This is a genomic window from Nonomuraea sp. NPDC003214, from assembly GCF_053590035.1.
The window spans coordinates 593,845-613,912 of record NZ_JBSFSX010000003.1; the positions used below are offsets into that span (position 1 = coordinate 593,845).

Annotated in this window: 17 protein-coding genes; all 17 read right to left on the reverse strand. The window is 73.5% G+C overall.

Translation table 11 applies throughout. The features are described 5' to 3' along the window. Window positions 1–34 precede the first annotated feature (34 nt). On the reverse strand, window positions 35–1,690 hold the full coding sequence (locus ACWDXC_RS11565; protein WP_449980753.1) for an acyl-CoA dehydrogenase: 1,656 nt from the start codon (window positions 1,688–1,690) through the stop codon (window positions 35–37). Beyond that, complete coding sequence (locus tag ACWDXC_RS11570) at window positions 1,687–2,583, reverse strand: ornithine carbamoyltransferase (RefSeq protein WP_449980755.1); 897 nt, start codon at window positions 2,581–2,583, stop codon at window positions 1,687–1,689. The genes ACWDXC_RS11565 and ACWDXC_RS11570 overlap by 4 nt, the downstream gene beginning before the upstream one ends. After that, window positions 2,580–7,292: an amino acid adenylation domain-containing protein gene (locus ACWDXC_RS11575; RefSeq protein WP_449980757.1), complete on the reverse strand. Its 4,713-nt coding sequence runs from the start codon at window positions 7,290–7,292 to the stop codon at window positions 2,580–2,582. The genes ACWDXC_RS11570 and ACWDXC_RS11575 overlap by 4 nt, the downstream gene beginning before the upstream one ends. Beyond that, window positions 7,289–7,462 carry an MbtH family protein gene (locus ACWDXC_RS11580; RefSeq protein WP_219511627.1) on the reverse strand — a complete coding sequence of 58 codons (174 nt, stop codon included), beginning with the start codon at window positions 7,460–7,462 and terminating at the stop codon, window positions 7,289–7,291. Before ACWDXC_RS11580 ends, ACWDXC_RS11575 begins: the two co-directional genes overlap by 4 nt. 14 nt (window positions 7,463–7,476) lie before the next feature. Further along, the gene (sbnB, locus tag ACWDXC_RS11585) at window positions 7,477–8,457 is read right to left on the reverse strand and encodes a 2,3-diaminopropionate biosynthesis protein SbnB (protein ID WP_219511629.1); all 981 of its coding nucleotides are present in this window, start codon (window positions 8,455–8,457) and stop codon (window positions 7,477–7,479) included. Between the two features lie 3 nt (window positions 8,458–8,460). After that, a complete protein-coding gene (gene sbnA, locus ACWDXC_RS11590) occupies window positions 8,461–9,465 on the reverse strand; it encodes a 2,3-diaminopropionate biosynthesis protein SbnA (RefSeq protein WP_219511630.1) in 1,005 nt (334 codons plus the stop codon). 115 nt (window positions 9,466–9,580) lie between these two features. Continuing rightward, on the reverse strand, window positions 9,581–11,242 hold the full coding sequence (locus ACWDXC_RS11595) for an AMP-binding protein (RefSeq protein ID WP_449980760.1): 1,662 nt from the start codon (window positions 11,240–11,242) through the stop codon (window positions 9,581–9,583). Window positions 11,243–11,432: 190 nt separating this feature from the next. Continuing rightward, window positions 11,433–12,767, reverse strand: coding sequence for a condensation domain-containing protein (locus tag ACWDXC_RS11600; protein ID WP_449980762.1), 1,335 nt, complete (start codon window positions 12,765–12,767; stop codon window positions 11,433–11,435). Beyond that, window positions 12,767–13,006, reverse strand: coding sequence for an acyl carrier protein (locus ACWDXC_RS11605; protein ID WP_357587347.1), 240 nt, complete (start codon window positions 13,004–13,006; stop codon window positions 12,767–12,769). Before ACWDXC_RS11605 ends, ACWDXC_RS11600 begins: the two co-directional genes overlap by 1 nt. Next, on the reverse strand, window positions 12,996–14,558 hold the full coding sequence (locus ACWDXC_RS11610) for an acyl-CoA dehydrogenase (RefSeq protein WP_449980764.1): 1,563 nt from the start codon (window positions 14,556–14,558) through the stop codon (window positions 12,996–12,998). The genes ACWDXC_RS11605 and ACWDXC_RS11610 overlap by 11 nt, the downstream gene beginning before the upstream one ends. Then, window positions 14,551–16,260, reverse strand: a complete 1,710-nt coding sequence (locus tag ACWDXC_RS11615) for a fatty acyl-AMP ligase (RefSeq protein WP_449980766.1) — start codon at window positions 16,258–16,260, stop codon at window positions 14,551–14,553. The genes ACWDXC_RS11610 and ACWDXC_RS11615 overlap by 8 nt, the downstream gene beginning before the upstream one ends. Before the next feature lie 12 nt (window positions 16,261–16,272). Further along, a complete protein-coding gene (locus tag ACWDXC_RS11620) occupies window positions 16,273–16,917 on the reverse strand; it encodes a DsbA family protein (RefSeq protein ID WP_449980768.1) in 645 nt (214 codons plus the stop codon). Then, window positions 16,914–17,645 (reverse strand): 3-oxoacyl-[acyl-carrier-protein] reductase, encoded by a 732-nt coding sequence (fabG, locus tag ACWDXC_RS11625; protein WP_449980770.1) that lies wholly within the window; start codon window positions 17,643–17,645, stop codon window positions 16,914–16,916. The genes ACWDXC_RS11620 and fabG overlap by 4 nt, the downstream gene beginning before the upstream one ends. Beyond that, on the reverse strand, window positions 17,642–18,124 hold the full coding sequence (locus ACWDXC_RS11630) for a 3-hydroxyacyl-ACP dehydratase FabZ family protein (RefSeq protein WP_449980772.1): 483 nt from the start codon (window positions 18,122–18,124) through the stop codon (window positions 17,642–17,644). The genes fabG and ACWDXC_RS11630 overlap by 4 nt, the downstream gene beginning before the upstream one ends. Further along, window positions 18,121–18,447 carry a hypothetical protein gene (locus tag ACWDXC_RS11635; RefSeq protein WP_449980774.1) on the reverse strand — a complete coding sequence of 109 codons (327 nt, stop codon included), beginning with the start codon at window positions 18,445–18,447 and terminating at the stop codon, window positions 18,121–18,123. The genes ACWDXC_RS11630 and ACWDXC_RS11635 overlap by 4 nt, the downstream gene beginning before the upstream one ends. Further along, window positions 18,444–18,704 carry an acyl carrier protein gene (locus ACWDXC_RS11640; RefSeq protein WP_449980776.1) on the reverse strand — a complete coding sequence of 87 codons (261 nt, stop codon included), beginning with the start codon at window positions 18,702–18,704 and terminating at the stop codon, window positions 18,444–18,446. Before ACWDXC_RS11640 ends, ACWDXC_RS11635 begins: the two co-directional genes overlap by 4 nt. Further along, window positions 18,701–20,068 (reverse strand): acetyl-CoA carboxylase biotin carboxylase subunit, encoded by a 1,368-nt coding sequence (locus ACWDXC_RS11645; protein ID WP_449980778.1) that lies wholly within the window; start codon window positions 20,066–20,068, stop codon window positions 18,701–18,703. Before ACWDXC_RS11645 ends, ACWDXC_RS11640 begins: the two co-directional genes overlap by 4 nt.

Here is a 20,068-nt window from a genome sequence, read left to right on the forward strand (position 1 = left end):
CATCACCTTTCATCACGAAGCTCGTCTCGGGTCGTCACCGGCGCCCGTGCCTGGCCAGCCGCCGGGGGATCACGTCGAAGGTGCGCGAGTCCTCGTGCCGGGCCAGCAGCTCGGCGAACATCACCTCGCCCGCCTCGCCCGCCGGCCGGGCGGGCGCCCCGAGGCGGGCGGCGATCCGGCGCAGGGCGACCCGCTGCCAGGCGGCGCCGAAGTCGCCGGCCCGCGCCGCCGTCACGCCCGCGCACGCGGCGGCGGCCAGGGTGAACGCGTACTGCTCGGCCAGCGCGAACGTGGCCGCCGAGGCCGTCACGGTCCGCTCGCCCGGCGGCAGCTCCTCGCAGCGCGTGCGCAGCTCGGCCAGCCGGTCGAGGAAGAACGCCCGCAGCTCGGCGTCCTCGATCCGCGACAGCGCGGCGGTCAGGCTGTCGCGGCCCCGCGCGTCCGGCGCCAGCCTGCCGAAGTCGAGCTCGGGCAGCGCGGAGCCGAGGTCGAACAGCTCCTCCGGCCCGGCGTCGGCGCGCAGCCAGCTCCGCCGCGCCAGCCGGGGCAGCTGCGGGATGATCGTCGCCAGGCAGGCGGCGCTGCTCGAATGGGCCAGCGCGGCCACGGCGAGATCCCGGTGATACTTCTGGAAGATCCCGTAGGGGCCCTCCCGCAGGTACGAGCGCGCGCCGAGGATCGTGAAGAGGTCGTAGGAGGCCGAGTCGAGCAGGGCGCACACCACGTACTTGCAGGCCGCCGCGAGCACGCTGGTCTGCTCGGGCAGCAGGTGCAGGGCGCGTCCGGCCACCGCGCCGAAGGCGTCGCACACCAGGAGGTCGGCGAAGACGCCCACCAGGCAGTCGCGGGTGACCGGGATGTCGGCCACCGGCCGGCCGTAGAGCACCCGCTCCCCGGCGAAGCTCAACGCCAGCCGGAGCTGGGTGTCCAGGGCGCCGAGCGCGATGGCGGGCAGCGCGATCCGCGTCACCTGGAAGGCGCGCAGCGCGGTCTCCAGGCCGGTGCCGGGCTCGCCGAGCAGCGCGTCCGCGGGCACCCGGCTGCCGTCGAACGCCACCCCGGCCAGCGGGGTGGCGCGCAGCCCGGACGTGTGGTGGCGGGGCAGGATGCGGTAGTCGCGGGTGCCGGCCAGGTCGACCAGCAGCATGGAGTGGCTGCGGCTGCCGGGATCGTCGCGGGTGCGGGCGAACACGGTGACGGCGCGGGCCCGGCCGATGTTGTTGATGAGCTGCTTGGTCCCGGTCATCACCAGGCTGTCGCCGTGCGCCTCGGCGCGCATCGACATGCGCGAGAAGTCGGCGCCGTGGGCCAGCTCCGTGAACGCCGCCGCCGCCCGGTCCCCGCCGAGCAGCCGCCCGGCCAGCCACGCGCGCTGGGCGGCGTCGCCCGCCGTCCACACCGGGACCGCGGCGATGAAGCTCGTCACCCCGTAGCCGATGCCCAGCGTGGGATCGCGCCTGAAGACCGCCCGCATCTCCTGGACGAGGCCGTTCACGTCGACGAAGGCGCCGCCGAGCGAGGCCGGGACGAACCGGTCGGCCAGCCGCGCCCCGTCGAGGACGGCCTCCCCGGCGGCCAGCAGCTCGCCCCGCTCGTCGGCGGCCAGGACCGCGGCGAACCCGGTGGGGTTCGCCGCGTTCCAGGGGTCCCCGAAAAGCTCGTCCAGCGTCGTCATCGGCACCACTGTCATCGGCACCACTCGAGCACGGCCATGGCGCTGTGCAGCTTGTTCTCCGCCTGGTCGAAGACGATGCTGTGCGGGCCGTCGATGACTTCGGCGGTGACCTCCTCGCCCCGGTGGGCGGGCAGGTCGTGCATGAACGCCGCGCCGGGGCTGGCCCGCCACAACTCGCCGGTCACCTGGAAGGGCGCGAACGTGTCACGCCAGCCGGGGTCGGGCTTGGCGGTGCCCGTGGTCTGCCAGCGGGTGGTGTAGACGACGTCCACGGCCTCCGGCAGGTCCCGCATGTCGTGCCGTTCGGTGACCACCTTGGGGTTCACCCGGGCGAGCACGTCGTCGGCCAGGCCGTAGCCGGGCGGGGTGCGCAGTTCGAGCTCGACCGCGTCGTACCTGCTCAGGGCGAGGGCCAGGGCGGCGGCGGTGTTGTTGCCCTCGCCCACGTACAGGATGCGCAGGCCCTCGATCGCGCCGAAGCGCCACAGCAGCGTGGTGAGGTCGGTCAGCGCCTGGGTGGGGTGCTCGGTGGCGCTCATCGCGTTGATCACCGACATGCGGTTGTCCGCGGCGTACAGGCGCATCTCGGCCGGGTCGCCCGCGGTGCGCATGACGAAGACGTCCAGCATCCGGTTCAGCACCTTGGCGGTGTCCTCGACGGACTCGCCGGTGTTGGTCTGCAGGTCGTTCGGGCCGAAGGCGATCGTGCGCGCGCCCAGGCGCAGCGCGCCCGAGGTGAAGGCGGTGCGCGTCCTGGTGGAGGTCTTGCTGAAGTAGATTCCGACGATCTGGTCGGCGAGCGGGTGCGTGGTGACGCCGCCGTTGCGGAAGTCCAGGCCGCGGCGGGCCAGGTGGCGCAGGGCCTCGTCCGAGAGGTCGTCGATCGAGATCAGGTGCTGGGGCGTCATGCCGTTTCCTCCACTCGGAAGTCCTCGTCCAGCAGGACGGCCTCGACGCGGCCGGCCAGCAGGGCGAGTTCGGATTGCTCGAAGACCTCGCGGGCGCCGAGCTCCACGTCGAGCTCCTCCCGGACCCGGGAGATCATCTTGAGCACCTGGAGCGAGTTGCCGCCCAGGGCGAAGAAGTCGTCGCGCGCGCCCACCTTGTCGACGCCGAGCACGTCCTGCCAGATCTCGGCCAGCAGCGTCTCCACCGTGGTGCGCGGCGCGACGAACCTCGCCGCGCCGGTCTCCTCGCGTCCGGGCAGCGGCAGGGCGGCCCGGTCGAGCTTGCCGTTGACGGTCAGGGGGATGCGGTCCAGCGCGATGACGGCGGCGGGCACCATGTAGTCGGGCAGGCTCCGGCCCAGCGCCTCCTTCAGCTCGCCCACGTCGATGCTGTCGCCGGCCGGTTCGACGTAGCCGACCAGCGCCTGGTCGCGCACGACGACGACCGCGTCACGGACGCTCGCCTGGCCGAGCAGTGCCGCCTGGATCTCGCCCAGCTCGATGCGGTAGCCGCGGATCTTCACCTGGTCGTCGGCGCGGCCCAGGAACTCCAGGCTGCCGTCGGGGTTGCGCCTGGCCAGGTCGCCGCTGCGGTAGAGCCGCCCGCCGCCGGGGGCGGGCAGGAACCGCTCGGCGGTCAGCGCCGGCCGGTTCAGGTAGCCGCGCGCCACGCCCGGGCCCTCCACGTAGATCTCGCCGGGCACGCCGACGGGCGCGACGCCCCCGTGCTCGTCCAGCAGGTGCACGGTGAGGTCGGCGAGCGGGACGCCGATCGGGCTGCCGTGGTCGTCCGGGCGGATCTCGTGGAGCGTGGTGTGGACGGTGGTCTCGGTGATCCCGTACATGTTGATCAGCCGTGGGCGTCCGGCGCCGAACCGGCGGATCCACGGCGTCAGCTCGCCCACCTCCAGCTTCTCGCCGCCGAACACCACGGCGCGCAGCGCGAGCTCCCCCACCCGGGGGTCGCCCTCGGCGGCGAACGCGACGAGCTGCCGGAAGGCGGACGGCGTCTGGTTCAGCACCGTGACCCGCTCCTCGCGCAGCAGGTCCAGGAACCGGCCCGGGTCGCGCACCACGTCGCGGGGGACGACGACGAGCCGGCCGCCGTACAGCAGCGCGCCCCACATCTCCCACACCGAGAAGTCGAAGGCGTAGGAGTGGAAGAGCGTCCACACGTCACCGGGGCCGAAGGCGAAGTCCGCCTCGGTCGCGCCGAACAGGCGCAGCACGTTGGCGTGCGTCACCTCGACGCCCTTGGGCCGCCCGGTGGAGCCCGAGGTGTAGATCACGTACATGACGTCGTCGGGCGCGACCGGCGTCCGCGGGTCGTCGGGCGAGGAGCCGGCCGGGAACGTGTCGAGCAGCACCACCGGCCCGGTGACCCGGTCCGCGAGATCCCGCGTGGTGACCACGAGCGCGGCGGCGGCGTCCTCGATCATGTACGTGAGCCGCTCGGCCGGCTGGCCGGGGTCCAGGGGCAGGTATCCGGCGCCCGACTTCAGCACGGCCAGCAGCGTGACGACCAGCTCGGGGCCGCGTTCCAGGCAGACGCCGACCAGCCCGCCCGGCCCGGCCCCGCGGGCGCGCAGGTGGCGGGCCAGGTGGTTGGCCCGGCCGTTCAGCTCCGCGTACGTCATGCCGTCCACGGCCGGGGCGCCGGGGGTGCGCGCCGCCTGCTCCTGGAACGCCTCGTGCACGCAGCGGGAGGGCGGGGCGGCGCGGCGCGCGGGCTGCTCGAAGTCGGCCAGGTCGACGGCCGACAGCCGGGTGCGCGGCCGGGCGGCGACCTCGCGCAGGAGCTTGAGCAGGCGGCCGGCCATCCGCGTGGCGGTGTCCCGGTCGAACAGCGCGGTGGCGTACTCGATCGAGGCGAGCACCGAGCCGTCCGGCCGCCGCTGCGCGAGCAGGCTGAGGTCGGTCTTGGCGATCAGCCACGACCCGGCCATCACCTCGGCGTCCGCCGCCTCCAGCGCCGTGTCCGTGTGGCCGACCTCGTGCAGGTCGAAGGTGACCTGGTAGATCGGCGTCCGGGTCAGGTCGCGCTCCGGCTGGAGCTCCTCCACGAGCCGGTCGAAGGGCAGGCGCTGGCGGGCGAAGCCGGCACGGCAGACCTCGTTGACGCGGGCCACGGCCTCCTCGAAGGAGGGGTTGCCGGTCAGGTCCATGCGCAGGGCGAGGGCGTTGAGGAAGAACCCCACGACGTCGGCGAACTCGGCGCGATCGCGCCCGGCGACCGGGGTGCCGACGGCGAAGTCCCGCTGCCCGCTGTGCCGGGAGATCAGCATCGCCCAGGCGGTCAGCAGCACGGCGACCAGCGTGGCGCCGCGCTCGCGCCCCCACGCGGCCAGGGTGTTGGCCAGGTCCGCCGGGATGTCGAAGGTGACCATGGCGCCGCGCGGGTCGCGCTGGGCGGGCCGGGGCCGGTCCGTGGGCAGGTCGAGCGCGGGCACGCCGGCCAGGTGGTCGCGCCAGTAGGCGAGGTCGCCGGCGAGGCTGTCCTCGGTGAGCGTGCGGCGCTGCCAGGCCGCGTAGTCGGCGTACTGCAGGGGCGCGGGCGGCAGGTCCTGGCCGGCGCAGAGCGCGCGCAACTCCCGGTCGAGCACCACGGTCGACCAGCCGTCGCTGGCGATGTGGTGGACGGTGATCAGCAGCAGGTCGCCCGCCAGCAGCGCCCGCCACACGGGCCCGCGTTCCAGGTCGAAGCCCCGGGCGAGCTGTTCGGCGACCAGCGTCGCGGGGTCCTCGCCGGGGGCGGCGACCCGCAGCTCGACCGGCGCGGGGGCGTCGACGACCGGCCGGGGCTCGCCGTCGGCCGGGACGTAGCGGGTGCGCAGGATCTCGTGCCGCTCGGCCAGCCGGTACAGGGCGGCCCGGACGGTGTCCGGGTCGGCGTGGTCCAGCCTGACGAACAGCGGCGCGACCCACTCGGGGCTGCCGGGCTGGATCCGGTCGAGGAACCACAGGCGGCGCTGGCCGTAGGAGACCTCGGCGGCGGCCCCGGGCCGGGCCGGGCCGACGCGCTCGTCCCCGGGGGCCTGCCGGTCCAGGAGCTCGGCCTGGCCGGACACCGTGGAGATCGCGTACAGGTCGGGGACGGGCACGCCGAGCCGGTTGGCGAGCTTGGTGAGGAGCAGCGAGGTGCCGCCCCGCTGGAAGAAGTCGTCCTCGGCGCCGATCCTCTCGACGCCCAGCAGCTCGGACCAGACGGCGGCGACCCGCCGCTCGGCGGGGGTGCGCGGCGGCGTGTGGGCGGCCTCCTCGGTGGGAGCCTTCAGCGCCGCGCGGTCGATCTTCCCGCTGGGCAGCACGGGCAGCCTGTCGTGCAGGACGTAGCGGGTCGGCACGTGGGTGTCGGGGAGCACGTCGCGGGCGAACAGCCGCAGCTCGGCCGGGGCGACGCCGCCGGCGACGTGCGCGACCAGGCGTCCCTCCGACGCGACGACGGCCACGGCCGCCACGGCCGGATGGCCCTGGAGGACGGCCTCGATCTCGCCGGGCTCGACCCGGACGCCGTTGACCTTGAGCTGGTCGTCGAGGCGGCCCATGAAGTGCAGCACGCCGTCCTCGGACCAGCGCACGAGGTCGCCGGTGCGGTAGAGCCGTTCGCCGTCGCCGAAGGGGTCGGGCACGAAACGCTCGGCCGTCAGGGCGGGCATGCCCAGGTAGCCGCGGCCGACGCCGGGCCCGCCCGCGCACAGCTCGCCGGGCACGCCGATGGGCGCCAGGCCGCCCTCCTCGTCCAGGACGCGCACCCGCATGCCGGAGATCGGCCGGCCGATGGGCACCGCCTCGCCGTCCTGGTCCGGGTCGACGAGGTGCGCGGTCACGTCGATGGCGCACTCGGTGGGCCCGTAGGTGTTCCACATCGCCAGCCCCGGCAGGGCGGCGGCCCGCGCCAGCCCGGCGTGCAGCGGCTCGCCGGCGCTGAACAGCAGCCGCAGCGAGCCGAGGCCCGCCCAGCCGGGCTCGCGGACCAGCTCGCGCAGTAGCGACGGGACGACCTGGAGCACGGTGATCCCGTGCTCGCGCGCCATGCCGACGAGCGTGGCCGGATCGCGCTCGGCGCCCGGCGGCGCGACGACCACCGTGCCGCCGCTCACCAGCGGCCCGACCATCTCCCAGCCGGCCGCGTCGAAGGTGACGGACGTCTTGTGCAGCAGCCTGTCGCGCGGGCCCAGCTCGTGCGTCCGCGTCGTCCACAGCACCCGGTTGGCGATGCCCTCGTGCGTCACGACGACGCCCTTGGGCCGCCCGGTCGAGCCGGAGGTGTAGATCACGTACGCGGCGTCCGCGCCGGAGACCGGGACGGGCGCGGCCTCCGGGGTGGGCAGCGAGCGCAGCAGCTCCGGGGTGAGCACGATGGCGGGCCGGGCGTCCCGCAGGATGCGGTCGCGGCGCTCGCGCGGGTGCTCGGGGTCGGTCGGCAGGTAGGCGGCGCCGCTGCGCCACACGCCGAGGACGGCGACGATGAAGTCGGCGCCGCGCGGCAGGTTGAGGCAGACGACGTCGCCCCGGCCGATGCCCCACCCGCCCAGCAGGTGGGCCAGGCGGGCGGCCCGGCGGGCCAGCTGGGCGTAGGTCAGGGTGCGGTCCCCGTCCACGACGGCGACCGCGTCCGGTGTGGCCGCCGCCTGCCGCCACACCAGGTCGCCGAGGAGACCGTCGCTCACCGCAGGCTCCGCGGGCGCATGTCGGTCCAGACCTGCTCGATGTGGCGCAGGCACTCGTCCTTGGTGCCCTGGGTCCCCTCGGCCTGCCAGCCGGAGGGCAGGTCCCGGTCCGCCCACCAGATGGAGTACTGCTCTTCGTCGTTGAGCACTACCAGGTACTTGTCGCTCATGGCGGACTGCTCCTTCACGCGGGTTGCTGAAAGGCCTCGACGGCCAGCCCGGAGCCCCGGGCGACGGCCTGCTGGAACACGTACCGGGCCAGCGCCAGGTCCAGCGCGCCGAGGCCGAACGGGGAGAAGATGATCGGTGAGTCGCCGCCGGGCAGCGTGGCGGTTCCGCGCAGCAGCCCGCCGAGCGTGGCGTGGACGAACGCGCGGTCGCCCGTGGCCTGCTCGGCCAGGTGCGGCGAGGTGCGCTCACGCAGCACGTGGTCGACGTCGTCGACGACGTTGCGCGCGGCCAGGACGGTCTCCGGCGTAAGGTCGCGCAGCGACAGGTGCAGCACGACCGTTCCCGGCCGGGCCCCGTCCAGGGTCAGGTGCGGCTCGACGGCGGTGGTCGCCAGCGACACCACCCCGGCCGCCGCGACGGCCTCGGCGGCGGTGGCGGCGACGCGTACGCCGAGGCCGGGCAGCAGGGCGCGGGCGCGCTCGCCGAACTCCTCGGCGCGCTCCCGCGACAGGTCGAAGAGGGTCAGCTCCGTGACATCGGGCAGGAACCGCAGGACCTCGAGGTTGATCAGGCCGCAGCCGATCACGGCGATCGACCGGACGGGGTCCGGGCCGGTGAGGGTGCGGGCGGCGACCGCCGCGGAGGCGGCGGTGCGCGCGGCGGAGATCTGCGCGCCCTCCATGAAGGCCACCGGCCGGCCGGTGTCCATGGAGTTGAGCACGATGGTGGCGCTGGCCCGGGGCAGCCCCTTGCCGAGGTTGCCGGGGAAGGACGCCACCCACTTGATGCCCGCGACGGGCTGGTCGCCGCCCACGAACGCGGGCAGGCCGATGATGCGGTTGGCGCTGTCCCCGGGGAAGCGCAGGAACGTGGAGTGGGGCACGACCGTCTCACCGGCGTCGTGCTCGCGGTAGGTGTCGCGTACCAGGTCCAGCACGGCGTCCTCGGCGCCGTGCAGGATGTCGCGCACCTCGTCGTGTCGGATGACCAGCATGGGTCAGATCCCTTCCTTCCACAGGTGCGAGACCTCGCCGAAGGTGCGGCGCACCCACTCGTCGGAGTAGATAGTGTCGAGGTAACGATCTCCGCCGTCCGGGAGCAGCAGCACGCACGTCGACCCGGGCGCGATGTCCCGCTGGGTCGCGGTGAGCGCGGAGACGATCGCGCCGGACGACGCGCCGGCCAGGATGGCCTCGCGTTCGGTCAGCCTGCGGCACCCCACCACGCAGTCCAGGTCCGACACGTGGACCACGCGGTCGGCGGCGCCCTCGCGGAAGAGGGCCGGGCGGATCGCCGCGCCGTGGCCCGGCAGCAGGCGGGGGCCAGGCGTCTGCCCCTCGAAGATCATGCTGCCGATCGCGTCCACGGCGGTGATCTGGACGGACAGGCCGTGCTCGGCGACGTAGTCGGCGCAGCCGACCAGCGTGCCGCACGAGCTCACCGGGACGAACAGGTGGTCGATCTCCCCGTTGAGCGCCTCGGCGATCTCGCGCATCGTCTGGACGTGCGCCCGCGCGTTCAGCCGGTTCCCGTACTGGTTGGGGTGGAAGGAGTTCGGAACGCTGTCAAGGAGCTCGCGCACCCGCTGGATCCGGCGCGGCAGGTACTCGCCGGTGTCGGGGTCGGGGAACTCCACGACCTCGACCTCGGCGCCGAATGCCCGCAAAATCGCGAGGTTCTGCTCCGTGGTCCTGGCATCGACGACACAGATGAATCTGAGGCCGAGGTAGCGGCAGATCTGCGCCATGCCGATCGCCAGGTTTCCCGAACTGGACTCCACCACGACGGAGATCCCTGGAACGAGATCACCTGCGTCGATGGCCGCGCTCAGCATGCTGAGCGCACTGCGGTCCTTGAGGCTTCCGCCGGGATTGAACCGCTCCAGCTTCGCATACACCAACAGTCCGGGGACCAGCCGTTCGAGTTCGACAAGCGGCGTCCCACCAATAGCCGAAATAATTCCAGTCGTGGTGGATATTGGCACAGCGCTGGCTCCGTCCATGAAATTGCGCCGGTTCCGCAACCAGAACCAGCCAGCTCACTATCCGGGCACGCCGCTATATCTCGCCTATATTCCGCGTGCGGAGAAATGGAGCCGGTCAAGCCGGGCGACGCCGTCAGCGGTTCTCCGGGACGGTGGAGTCGAGCACGTCCAGGGCGTTGGCCCGGAGCAGCTCCCGGACGAGCTGGCGGTTGACGCCGCCGTCAGGCGTGACCGGGAACTGGCCGGGCCTGACCAGGACCACGCCGACCCGTTGCAGCCCAAACCGCAGGGCGAGCCGGTCGCGGACGGCGCGGACCAGGCCGTCGCCGGCCCGGCCGCCGCCCGGCTGGGCGACCACGACGATCTTCTCGGCGGAGTCGGGCGCGGGGAAGGCGGTGCAGGCCACGAGGGTGCCGAGGTCGAGGAGGCTGCGTTCGACCCGGCCCAGGTGCAGCGGGCGGCCCTGGAAGAGGACCAGGTCGCGGGAGGTGCCGGTCACGTGGAGGCGGCCGTCGACGGTGGCGCCGAGGGTGCCGCTGCGCACGAATCCCTTCTCCCCGGTCGCGGTGCTCTGCTCGAAGCGCTCGGCGCTGAGCCGGTCCCTGCGCCAGTAGCCCGCGGCGACGTGCGGCCCGCGCACCCAGATCTCGCCGACGGCGCCCTCGGCCGCCGGGACCCCGGTGAACGGGTCGACGATGAGGAGCTCGTGCCCGGCGGGCCGGCCGAGACCGGCGAGCCGGGGCCCGTCGGCGCCGGGCAGCAGCAGGCCCTTGTCCAGCGCCCGCGTGTCGAAGCCGGGCGCGGCCAGGGCCTGGCCCGCCGCGCCGATCGAGGCGATCATCGTGGCCTCGGGCAGGCAGTAGGCGGTGCGCAGGGCGTCGGCGCGCAGCCCGGCGGGGCGCAGGCGGCCGGCGAAGTCGTGCAGCATGTCCGGCTCGATCGGGGGCAGCCCCGTCATCTCCAGCACGAGCAGGTGACGTAATCGCGACAGGTCCAGCGTCGAGCACTCCTCGTCGGTCATCTCGTGCAGGCACTGGTCGTAGCCGAAGCTCGGGGCCGCGCTCACCTCGACCTGGTGGCGGTCGAGCAGGCGCAGCCAGGCGAGCGGGTCGACGCAGAACGTCTCGGGCGGCAGCAGCACCGCCGTGCCCCCCGACAGGAGCGGCGCCAGCAGCATGGAGAACAGCCCGAGCCCGTGGTGCAGCGGCAGCCAGCCGCCCGTGCGCGTCCCCGGGCGCAGGCCGCAGGCCTCGGCCAGGGTCTCCACGTTGTGCAGCAGGTTGGTGTGCGACAGCGGGATGCCGACGGGCTCGCCGGCCAGGCCGCTGGTGTAGTGGAGCAGGGCCGCGTCGTCGCCGGACCGCATGGGCTCGACCCAGTCGGCGGGGTCCTCGTACGTGACGCCGTCGGTGGCGACGCAGGCGTAGGTGCCCAGGTCGTCGTGGGTCAGCCAGGCGTGGATGGCGTCGGCGTGGGCCGTGTCGGTGAGGACGAGGTGGGCGTCCGCGTCAAGCGCGACGCCGGTCTGCGTGCTGAGATGGTGATCGGCGTGCGTGGGGAGCGGCAGCGGCACCGGGACGACGTCGGCGTAGAGGCAGGCCAGCAGCGCCCGCACGAACTCGATGCCCGTCGGGTAGCAGAGCAGCACCCGATCCCCCGGTTTGCACACGGTCTGCAGCCACGACGCCACCTCCCTCGCGGCCAGGTGGAGATCCAGGTAGCCGATACGAGTTTCGCCGTCCCCCTTGAATATGACCGCGTCAGCCTGCGGCCTTTCCTCGACGTGACGAAGCATCGCCCCGAAAACAGAAATATCCCCCATACGAACTCCCCTTGCAGGCTCACAAGGATGGGACCTTGCGCCCGATCGGGCCAAACGCAACTATACCCATCATTCGGGACAGACCCCAGAAACCAAAAGGGGGGAACAATATTCTATTAGGGGTTGCGGGACGCCTTTGTCAGCCAATAACAATGAGCATGACTCATGCTTCACCGAAGGCCAGTAAACGCTCCACCTCACTCTCGTCCACCGCCGGCAGCCTGCCGATCGGCGAATCCGGACCCGACTCCACCGCCTGACGGAGCCGCCCGGTGAAACGCTCGATCGTGAGCCGGTCGAACAGGGCGGCGTCATACTTGACCACGGCGGTGAACAGCGCGCCCGCCCTGCGCACATCCACCATCAGCTCGAACTGGCCCTCCATCTGCGCGAGGTCGAGAACGGCGAACCGCAGCCCCCGGTAGGTCGTCACCGGCCCCTCGATCGAGCCGTCGGCCGCCAGCGGCAGCGGCGGGTCCATCGCGTCCATCGACAGCAGGTTCACCGCGAGCTGGTAGGGCAGGCCCCGGCCCGGCGTCAGCTCCCGGATGAGCGCCGACGGGAACTCCCCGTGCGCCGTCGCCGCCACCAGCTCGCGGTGCGCGGCCACGGCGGCCTCCCCCAGCGTGGTCCCCGGGCGCAGCCGCGCCCGCAGCGGCACCGTGTTGGCGAAGCAGCCCACGACGTCGCGCGCCCGCCCGGCGAAGCGGGTGCTGACCGGGCAGCCGATGAGGAAGTCGCCGCCCGCGCCCCGCCGGTGCAGCGCCGCCTGCACCCCGGCGACCACGAGCGCGAAGGGCGTCACCCCCAGCGTCCTGGCCTGCTCGATCAGGCGCGCCCCGGTCGCCTCCGGCCACACGACGGTCACCGAGGCCCCCCGGAACGCCCCCGCCGGCCGCGCCCGGCCGGCCGGCAGCCCCCCGGGCTCGGCGCCCTCGCAGACGCCGCGCCAGTAGCGCTCCAGCCGCTCCCGCCGCGGCGAGGCCAGCAGCTCGCGCTCGTGCCGGACGTAGTCGCCGAAGGTCCGCGTGATCACCGGCCAGCCGGGCTCGTCCTGCTCGTACGCCCACAGCAGGTCGCGCAGGATCATCCACTGCGACATCGCGTCACTGACGATGTGGTGCGCCGTCACCAGGAGCACCGACCCGCCGCCGCCGCGCACCAGCGTGACCCGGAACGCCCCCACGCCCAGGTCGAACGGCTCCCCCGCCGCCCGCGCCGCCGCGGCCCGCAGCTCGCTCTCGTCCACCGCCCCCAGCTCGGTGACCGTGAACGGCGGCGGCCGATCGGCCACCGACCGCCGGGGCGCCCCGTCGACCTCGTCGAACACCGAGCGCAGCACCTCGTGCCTGGCCATGACGGCCGAGGTGGCCCGGCGCAGCCGGTCGAGGTCCAGCACGTCATGGACGCGCAGCGCGACGGTGATCAGATAGGCCGTGCTCTCCGGCGCCAGCCGGTACAGGAACCACAGGGCCTGCTGGCCGATCGTCAGCTCCATCAGGCCGCTTCCGCGTGGAGGTAGTCGGCCAGCGCGTTGACGGTCGGGTGGTCCCACGCCACGGTCGGCTCGACGACCAGCCCGAACTCGTCCTCGATGTCGCCGCTCAGGCTCATCGCGAACACCGAGTCCAGGCCCACCTCGACGAACTTGACGTCCGGGTCGATCTCCTCGGGCGTCCGCTCCACGTAGAACGCGACCCGTGCGCGCAGCCAGTTGCGGATGTGGTCAAGCGTCATGGTCGACTCCTCGCAGGAAGGAAAACGCGCGGCCGCGCCGCGTCAGGTCCAGCAGATGATCGGTGGCCGCGTCCGGGCGGTCGAAGACCCTGGCCAGGCAGGCGCGCAGCCACACGTCGTCCAGGGCGTTGTCCGCCCACAGCCGTACGCAGGCCGCCGCCGCGTACAGCCGGGCGTACTCGCGCGCCAGGCCGAACAGCTCGGGCGGAACCTCCCGCCCGCGTGGCCGCCACCCGGCCATCGCCTCGTGCAGCCGGTCGGCCCGCTCGCGCAGCTCCCGCGGCGCGTCCGGGTCGCCGGCCAGGCTCTGCACCAGGCTGCAGCCGTCACGCGCGGCCAGGCTCAGCCGGGCCGGGTCGAGGGGCGGCAGCGGCTGCTTCAGCCCGGTCGCCGCCGCCAGCCCCGCCGCGTCCACGCGCCCGCGCCGGTAGCCGCGCACCAGCGCCGGGAACTGGTTGACCAGCGTGCCGAGGTTGACCCAGGTGTTGCCGTCGAAGACGCCGACGATGGCGTGGTCGCGCCAGATCTTCTGGAAGGGCCCGTCCGTCAGCAGCGCGCGGGCGCCCAGCACCTTGGCCAGCCGCTGCAGGGTCCGGTCGATCAGCGTGGGCACGTAGTACTTGACGACGGCCGAGACGAGGCTCTGCTCGCCCGTGAGCGAGTGGATCGACCGGGTGGAGACCACGGTGACGGCCTCTGCGACCAGCAGGTCCACGTACGAGTCGGCCAGGGCGCGGGTGGTGAGGGGCAGGTCGGCCAGCGGCCGCCCGTACATGTGGTGGTGCTCGGCGAAGTCCAGCACGATCCGCAGGGCGTGCTCCCCCATGCCCAGCGACATGCCGCCGCACAGCGTGCGGGTGAGCTGCAGGCCCTTGAGCAGGACCTCCAGGCCCGTTCCCGGCTCCCCGACCATCGCCTCCGGCGGCACCACGGCGCCGGTGAAGGCGATGCCGCTGATGTCGGCGCCGCGCACGCCGTGGGTGGCCACCTTCGGCAGGCACCGGTAGGCGTGCGCGGGCAGCGTGTCCTTGTCCACCAGGAAGAGGCTGAACCCGCGGGCGTCGCCGCTGTCGCCGGTCCTGGCGAGCACGCACACCACGTCGGCGCGGGTGGCGTTGTTGATCAGCCACTTCTCGCCGTCGAGGCGGTAGCCGCCCGGGACGGGCGTGGCGGTGACCTCCCCGGCCAGCACGTCGCTGCCGTGGGCGCGTTCGGTGAGCGCCAGGGAGACCACGGCGCCGCCCGAGACGCGGGCCGACAGCGCGGCCACCTGCTCGGGGGTGCCGCCGACCCAGGTGGCCACCGAGCCCAGGTAGGTCTTGCAGTGCGCGAGCGCCACGGTGAAGTCGCGGCCGGCCAGGCTCCTGATCAGGGCGAGCAGGCGTTCGGCGGGCACACCGGGCAGGTAGTGGCGTTCCGCGCCGAGGTCCGTCAGGGCGCGGCAGATCTCGCCGGGGAACTCCTCGCGCGCGTCCAGCTCCAGGCAGCGCTCGACGGTCAGCACCGGCGGCAGCACCGATGGCAGCACTGGCGGCAGCACCGGCTCAGCCATCGGCGCCCTTCCGGTAGCGGGCGGTCACCGCGCGGGACAGGGCCTCGTGGTGCGCGGTCAGCCCGCCGGAGGCGAAGAGCTGCCTGGTGACCTGCCTCCGGATCTTGCCGCTGGTCGTCCTGCGGATCTCGCCCGGCCGCACCAGGCACACGTTGGCGGCCCCGACGCCGAACCTGCGGCTGAGCGCCGACCTGATCTCCTCGACCAGCTCGCCGGGCGAGGCGAGCGCCCGCGACCTGACCTCCTGGACGACGACGATCTCCTCGCGCGGCACGGCGACGGAGAAGACGCACGACGGCATGTTCTCGACCGCCGCGTGCACCCGGGTCAGCGCGCGTTCGAGGTCGTGCGGGTAGAGGTTGCGGCCGTTGACGATCACCAGGTCCTTGATGCGGCCGGTGATGTAGAGCTCGCCCTCCAGCAGCGCGCCCAGGTCGCCGGTGCGCAGGAAGCCGCCCTCGCCCGTGGCGGTGATGCCGCCGAAGGTGCGCCGGGTCTCCTCGGGCTTGCGCCAGTATCCGGCGGCCACGCCGGGGCCGCGCACCCAGATCTCGCCGACGCGGCCCTCCGGCAGCTCCGCGCCCGTGTCGGGGTCGGCGATGAGGACTTCCAGCGCCCTCGGCCGGCCGCAGCCCACCAGCGCCCTGCCGGTCGCGGCCGGGTCCAGCGTGTCGCGTTCCAGCGCCCACGGGTCGACCGTGGTCACGACCGGGGCGTGCCCGGGAGCGGTGCCCGAGATGAACAGCGTGGTCTCGGCCATGCCGTAGCCCGCGGTCAGCGACTCCGGCTTGAGCCCGGCGGCGGCGAACCGGTCGGCGAAGCGCGTGAGCGTGCCCGCGTCGATGGGCTCGGCGCCGTTGCACACGTGCTTCCACGAGGACAGGTCCAGCTCGCGCAACTGCTGGTCGGTGACGCGGCGTACGCACAGGTCGTAGGCGAAGTTCGGCGCCGCGCTGACCTCCGCGCCGTGCCGGCCGATGAGGTCGAGCCACTGCCACGGGTGGCGCAGGAAGTCGGTCGGCGACATCAGCACGGTGCTGCCGCCCAGGTGGAGCGGCAGCAGGAGCATGGCCACCAGTCCCATGTCGTGGTGCATGGGCAGCCAGCTGCAGAACCGCGCGCCCTCCCGCAGGTCCAGCAGCTCCGCGCCGACCCGCAGGGTGTCGACCAGGCTGCCGTGGGTGACCATGACGCCCTTGGCGTCGCTGGTCGAGCCGGAGGTGTACTGCAGGAACGCCAGCGTCTGCGGCCCGGTCGCGTGCGGGCGGGGCAGCGGCTCGCCGTACTGGGCGGCCTCGGCCACCAGGGCGGGCTCGCCGTCCGCGAGCGCGGCCGTCAGCGACCCGGCGAGCGGCGCGGAGGTGAGCACCAGGGCTGGCTCGGCGTCGGCCGCCACCGCGAGGACGCGCTCGCGGTGCAGGGAGGAGGCGTCGGGGAACGGCGCCGGGACGGCCACCACGCCCGCGGCCAGGCAGCCGAGGAAGACCTCGACGAACTCCAGGCCGGCGGGGTAGCACAGCAGCACCCGCTCGCCCGGCTCGACGCGCCCGGCCAGCCAGCCGCCGATCCGGCGGGCCGCGAGGTCGAGCTCGCCGTAGGTGAGCGCCTTCTCACCCCGCCGGTCGTGGAAGAGCACGGCGCGCCTGCCGGCGAACTCGGCGGCGTGCCTGCTCAGCGTGCTCATGAAGTCCATGGAGCTCATCCCCTCCTCCTCTCAGCCACAGCCACCGGGGTGGTCCTCCGGCGGGTACGCGTCCGCGTCCTGCTCGCCGGCCGACTCGGCGAAGGCGGCCAGCCGGTCCAGCCCCCAGAACCTCTCCCGCCCGTGGACGAAGAACGGCACGCCGAAGACGCCGTCGCGGTCGGCCGTCCGCAGCGCCTCGATGCCCCGTTCGCGCAGCTTGGGGTCGTCCGCCGCGCCGGTCAGCGCGGCCTCGTCGAGCCCGAGCGAGCGCCCGAGCTCGGCGACCACGCGCGGGTCGCACACGTCGGCCCCCCGCTGCCAGCGCAGCTCGGTGACGCCCGCCGCGAACTCCTGCCCCACGCCGTGGTCGGCCGCGACCAGGTAGGCCAGGTGCGGCACCTCCCATCGGGGGCCTCGGTCCAGCGGCCAGCGCGGCTCCAGGCCGCGCGCCCTGGCCAGCCGCCGCACGTCCTGGAGGATGTACAGGTGCTTCTCGCGGGACATGGCCGAGTAGCCGAACCGGCCGCCGGCCGCGTCGAGCTCGCGCAGCGTGGCCTCCTCCGGGTCCCAGTACGGGATCCAGTCCAGCCGCCGCGCCAGGCCGGGCCGCTCGGCGAGCAGGTCGTGCAGGGTCAACCAGGAGTACGGGCTGCGGAAGTTGAAGTAGAACCTCACAGCGCCATCCCCCCGTCGACGCGGATGACCTGCCCGGTGATGTAGGCGGCCCGCTCGGAGGCGAGGAACGACACGAGCTGGGCGACCTCGTCCGCCGCACCGAAGCGCCCGAGCGAGATCCGGTCGCGGAGCTGGGCGGTGGCCTTCTCCGGCAGGTCGGCGGTCATGTCGGTCTCGATGAAGCCCGGCGCGACCACGTTCGCGGTGATGCGGTAGCGGCCGACCTCCTTGGCCAGCGCCTTGGTGAAGCCGATGATCCCGGCCTTGGACGCGGCGTAGTTCGTCTGCCCGACGTTGCCCGCCACCCCGGCGACCGACGACATCGTGATGATCCGCCCGCCGCCGCGCTTCATCATGCCGAGGACGACCGCGCGCACGATGTTGTGGGTGCCGCCCAGGTTGACGTCGAGGACGTGGTCCCAGTCGTCGTCGGGCAGCAGCGCGAGGGGCCGGTCGCGGGTGATCCCGGCGGAGGTGACGACCGTGTGCACCGGGCCGAGCTCGGTCTCCACGTCGGCGGCGAAGGCTCGCACCTCGGCCCGGTCGGTGACGTCGACCTTCCTGATCAGGGCGCGTACGCCGTGCCGCTCGATCTCCTTGGCGGCCTCCTCGGCCGCTTCGGTGTTGGACTGGTAGCACAGCGCGACGTCCTGGCCGTCCGCCGCCAGGGCGACGGCGGCGGCCCGGCCGATGCCGCGCGAACCTCCGGTGACCAGGGCGACGGTCATGCCAGCACTCCGATCGGCCGAGTCGTCTCGATCATGGTTCCCATCTCCTGCACGACCTCCGAGCCGACCAGCGACTCGCCTTCCATGACGGCGTTCTCGCCGACCTTGCGGACCATGCGCACCCGGTGCTCGATCACCTGGCCGGGCCGTACGGGCCGGTGGAAGCGCACGTTGCGCATGCCGCCGGCCAGCACCACGTCCCCGGCCAGCACGTCGGGGTTGGGCGACTCCCACAGCGCCAGCAGCGCCGCGGCCTGCGCCCAGGACTCCAGCAGCAGCGGCCACGGGTAGTCGTAGGCGCCGGGCCCCGCCTCGTCGCCGATGCCCTCGTAGCAGGGCTCGGTGCAGGTGACGGCCTTGACCGCGACCAGGCTCTCGCCCGGCGTGACGGCGACGACCCGGTCCAGCAGGAGGATCGGGAAGCGGTGCGGGATGACCTTCCTGATCCGGTCGACGCCGATCTCCCCGGGGCCGCTCATGCCGTCCCCCGGTAGCGCACCTGGAGCCGGGCGGTCTCGCCGCGCTCGGTGCTCACCACCGCGGCGAACCCCTCGCCCTGCTCCGCCACCTCCACGGTCATCGTGTCGCCCGGCAGGACCGGCCGCAGGAACCGCCCGCTGACGATCTCGCTCAGCACCAGGTCCGCGCCGAACTTCGCGCGGATCGCCTGGTCGGCCACCTCCAGCACGCCCACGCCGGGGAAGACGGGGAAACCCGGGTAGTGCCCGGCCAGCACCGGCAGCCCCGGATCGACGCGCACGCCGCCGTCACGCGGCGTGCCCGCCGGCAGGATCGCGCTCACCGTCCGGCCCCTTCCGCCAGCAACCCGCACAGCAGCTCGTACGTGCTGGACAACGAGGTGATCCCGGCCATCTCGGTCTCGTCGATCTTGACCTGGAACCGCTTCTCCAGCATCACCGCGATCTCCAGCGCCATCAGCGAGTCCACTTCCAGGTCCTGGACGAAGTGCGCGTCGTCGGTGACCTCGTCGACGTCGATGTCGAGCGTCGTCGCGATCACCTTCCGCAGTTCGTCCTTGTCCACCAGGGAGGCGGTCATGTCGTGCTCCTCTCGGTCGTGCACAGCCTGTCGACGATGTCCTCGACCAGGTCCAGCCGGTAGTCACCGGCCCGGAAGCCCGCGTCGGACAGCAGGGTTCGATGGAAGTCGGCGTTGGTCACCACGCCCTCGCAGCTGAACTCGCGCAGCGCCCGGTCCATCCGCCGCAGCGCGACCTCGCGGGTGGGACCAGTGGCGATGATCTTGGCGAGCAGCGAGTCGTAGAACGGCGGCACCACGTAGCCCTCGTACAGGTGGGTGTCGACGCGGATGCCGGGGCCGCCGGGCAGCCGCAGCCGTTCGACGCGCCCGGTGCTGCCCGCCCAGTCGCGCGCCACGTCCTCGGCGTTGATCCGCACCTCGACGGCGTGCCGGCCGAGGTCGGGGCCGCGCTGCCCGAAGGGGAGCGCCTCGCCGCGGGCGATCCTGATCATCCACTCGACCAGGTCGATCCCGGTGCGCTCCTCGGTGACCGGGTGCTCCACCTGGAGGCGGGTGTTCATCTCCAGGAAGTACGGCTCGCCCTCGTCGGACACCAGGAACTCCATGGTGCCCGCGCTGACGTACTCCACCGACGTGGCGCCCAGCACGGCGGCGTCGCGCAGCCGCTCGCGCAGGTCGCCGGGCAGCGACGGGGCGGGGGACTCCTCGGCGAGCTTCTGGTGCCTGCGCTGCACGGTGCAGTCGCGCTCGCCGAGGTCGACGACGTTGCCGAAGGAGTCGGCGAGGATCTGGACCTCGATGTGCCGGCCGCGCGGCACGTACCGTTCGAGGTAGATGCGGTCGTCGCGGAACAGCGTCCGGGCGACCGCCCGCGTCTCCTCCCACGTCCTGGCGAGCTCGCCGGGGTCGCGGACGACGCGCATGCCCCGGCCGCCGCCGCCCGCGACCGCCTTGAGGATCAGCGGGTAGCCGATCCGGGCGGCCTCCTCGGCGGCCTCGTGCGCGCTCTCCACCGGCCCGTCGGAGCCGGGCAGCACCGGCACGCCGCACGCCCGCATCGCCGCCCTGGCGTCGAGCTTGTTGCCCATGAGCGCGATGTGCTTGGCCGACGGCCCGACGAACGTGACGCCCACCTCGGCGCAGGCCGTCGCGAACAGCGGCTCCTCGGACAGGAAACCGTAGCCGGGATGCACGGCGTCGGCCTCGCTCAGCGCGCACGCGTACAGCAGCGACGGGATGTCGTTGTAGCTGCGCCGCGCGGGCGCGGGGCCGATGTGCACGCTCCGGTCGGCGATCCGCACGGCCAGGCTGTCACGGTCGGCGGACGAGTACGCGACGACGCTGCCGATGCCGAGGTCGCGGCAGGCGCGGACGATGCGGACCGCGATCTCGCCGCGGTTGGCGACCAGCAGACGCTCCAC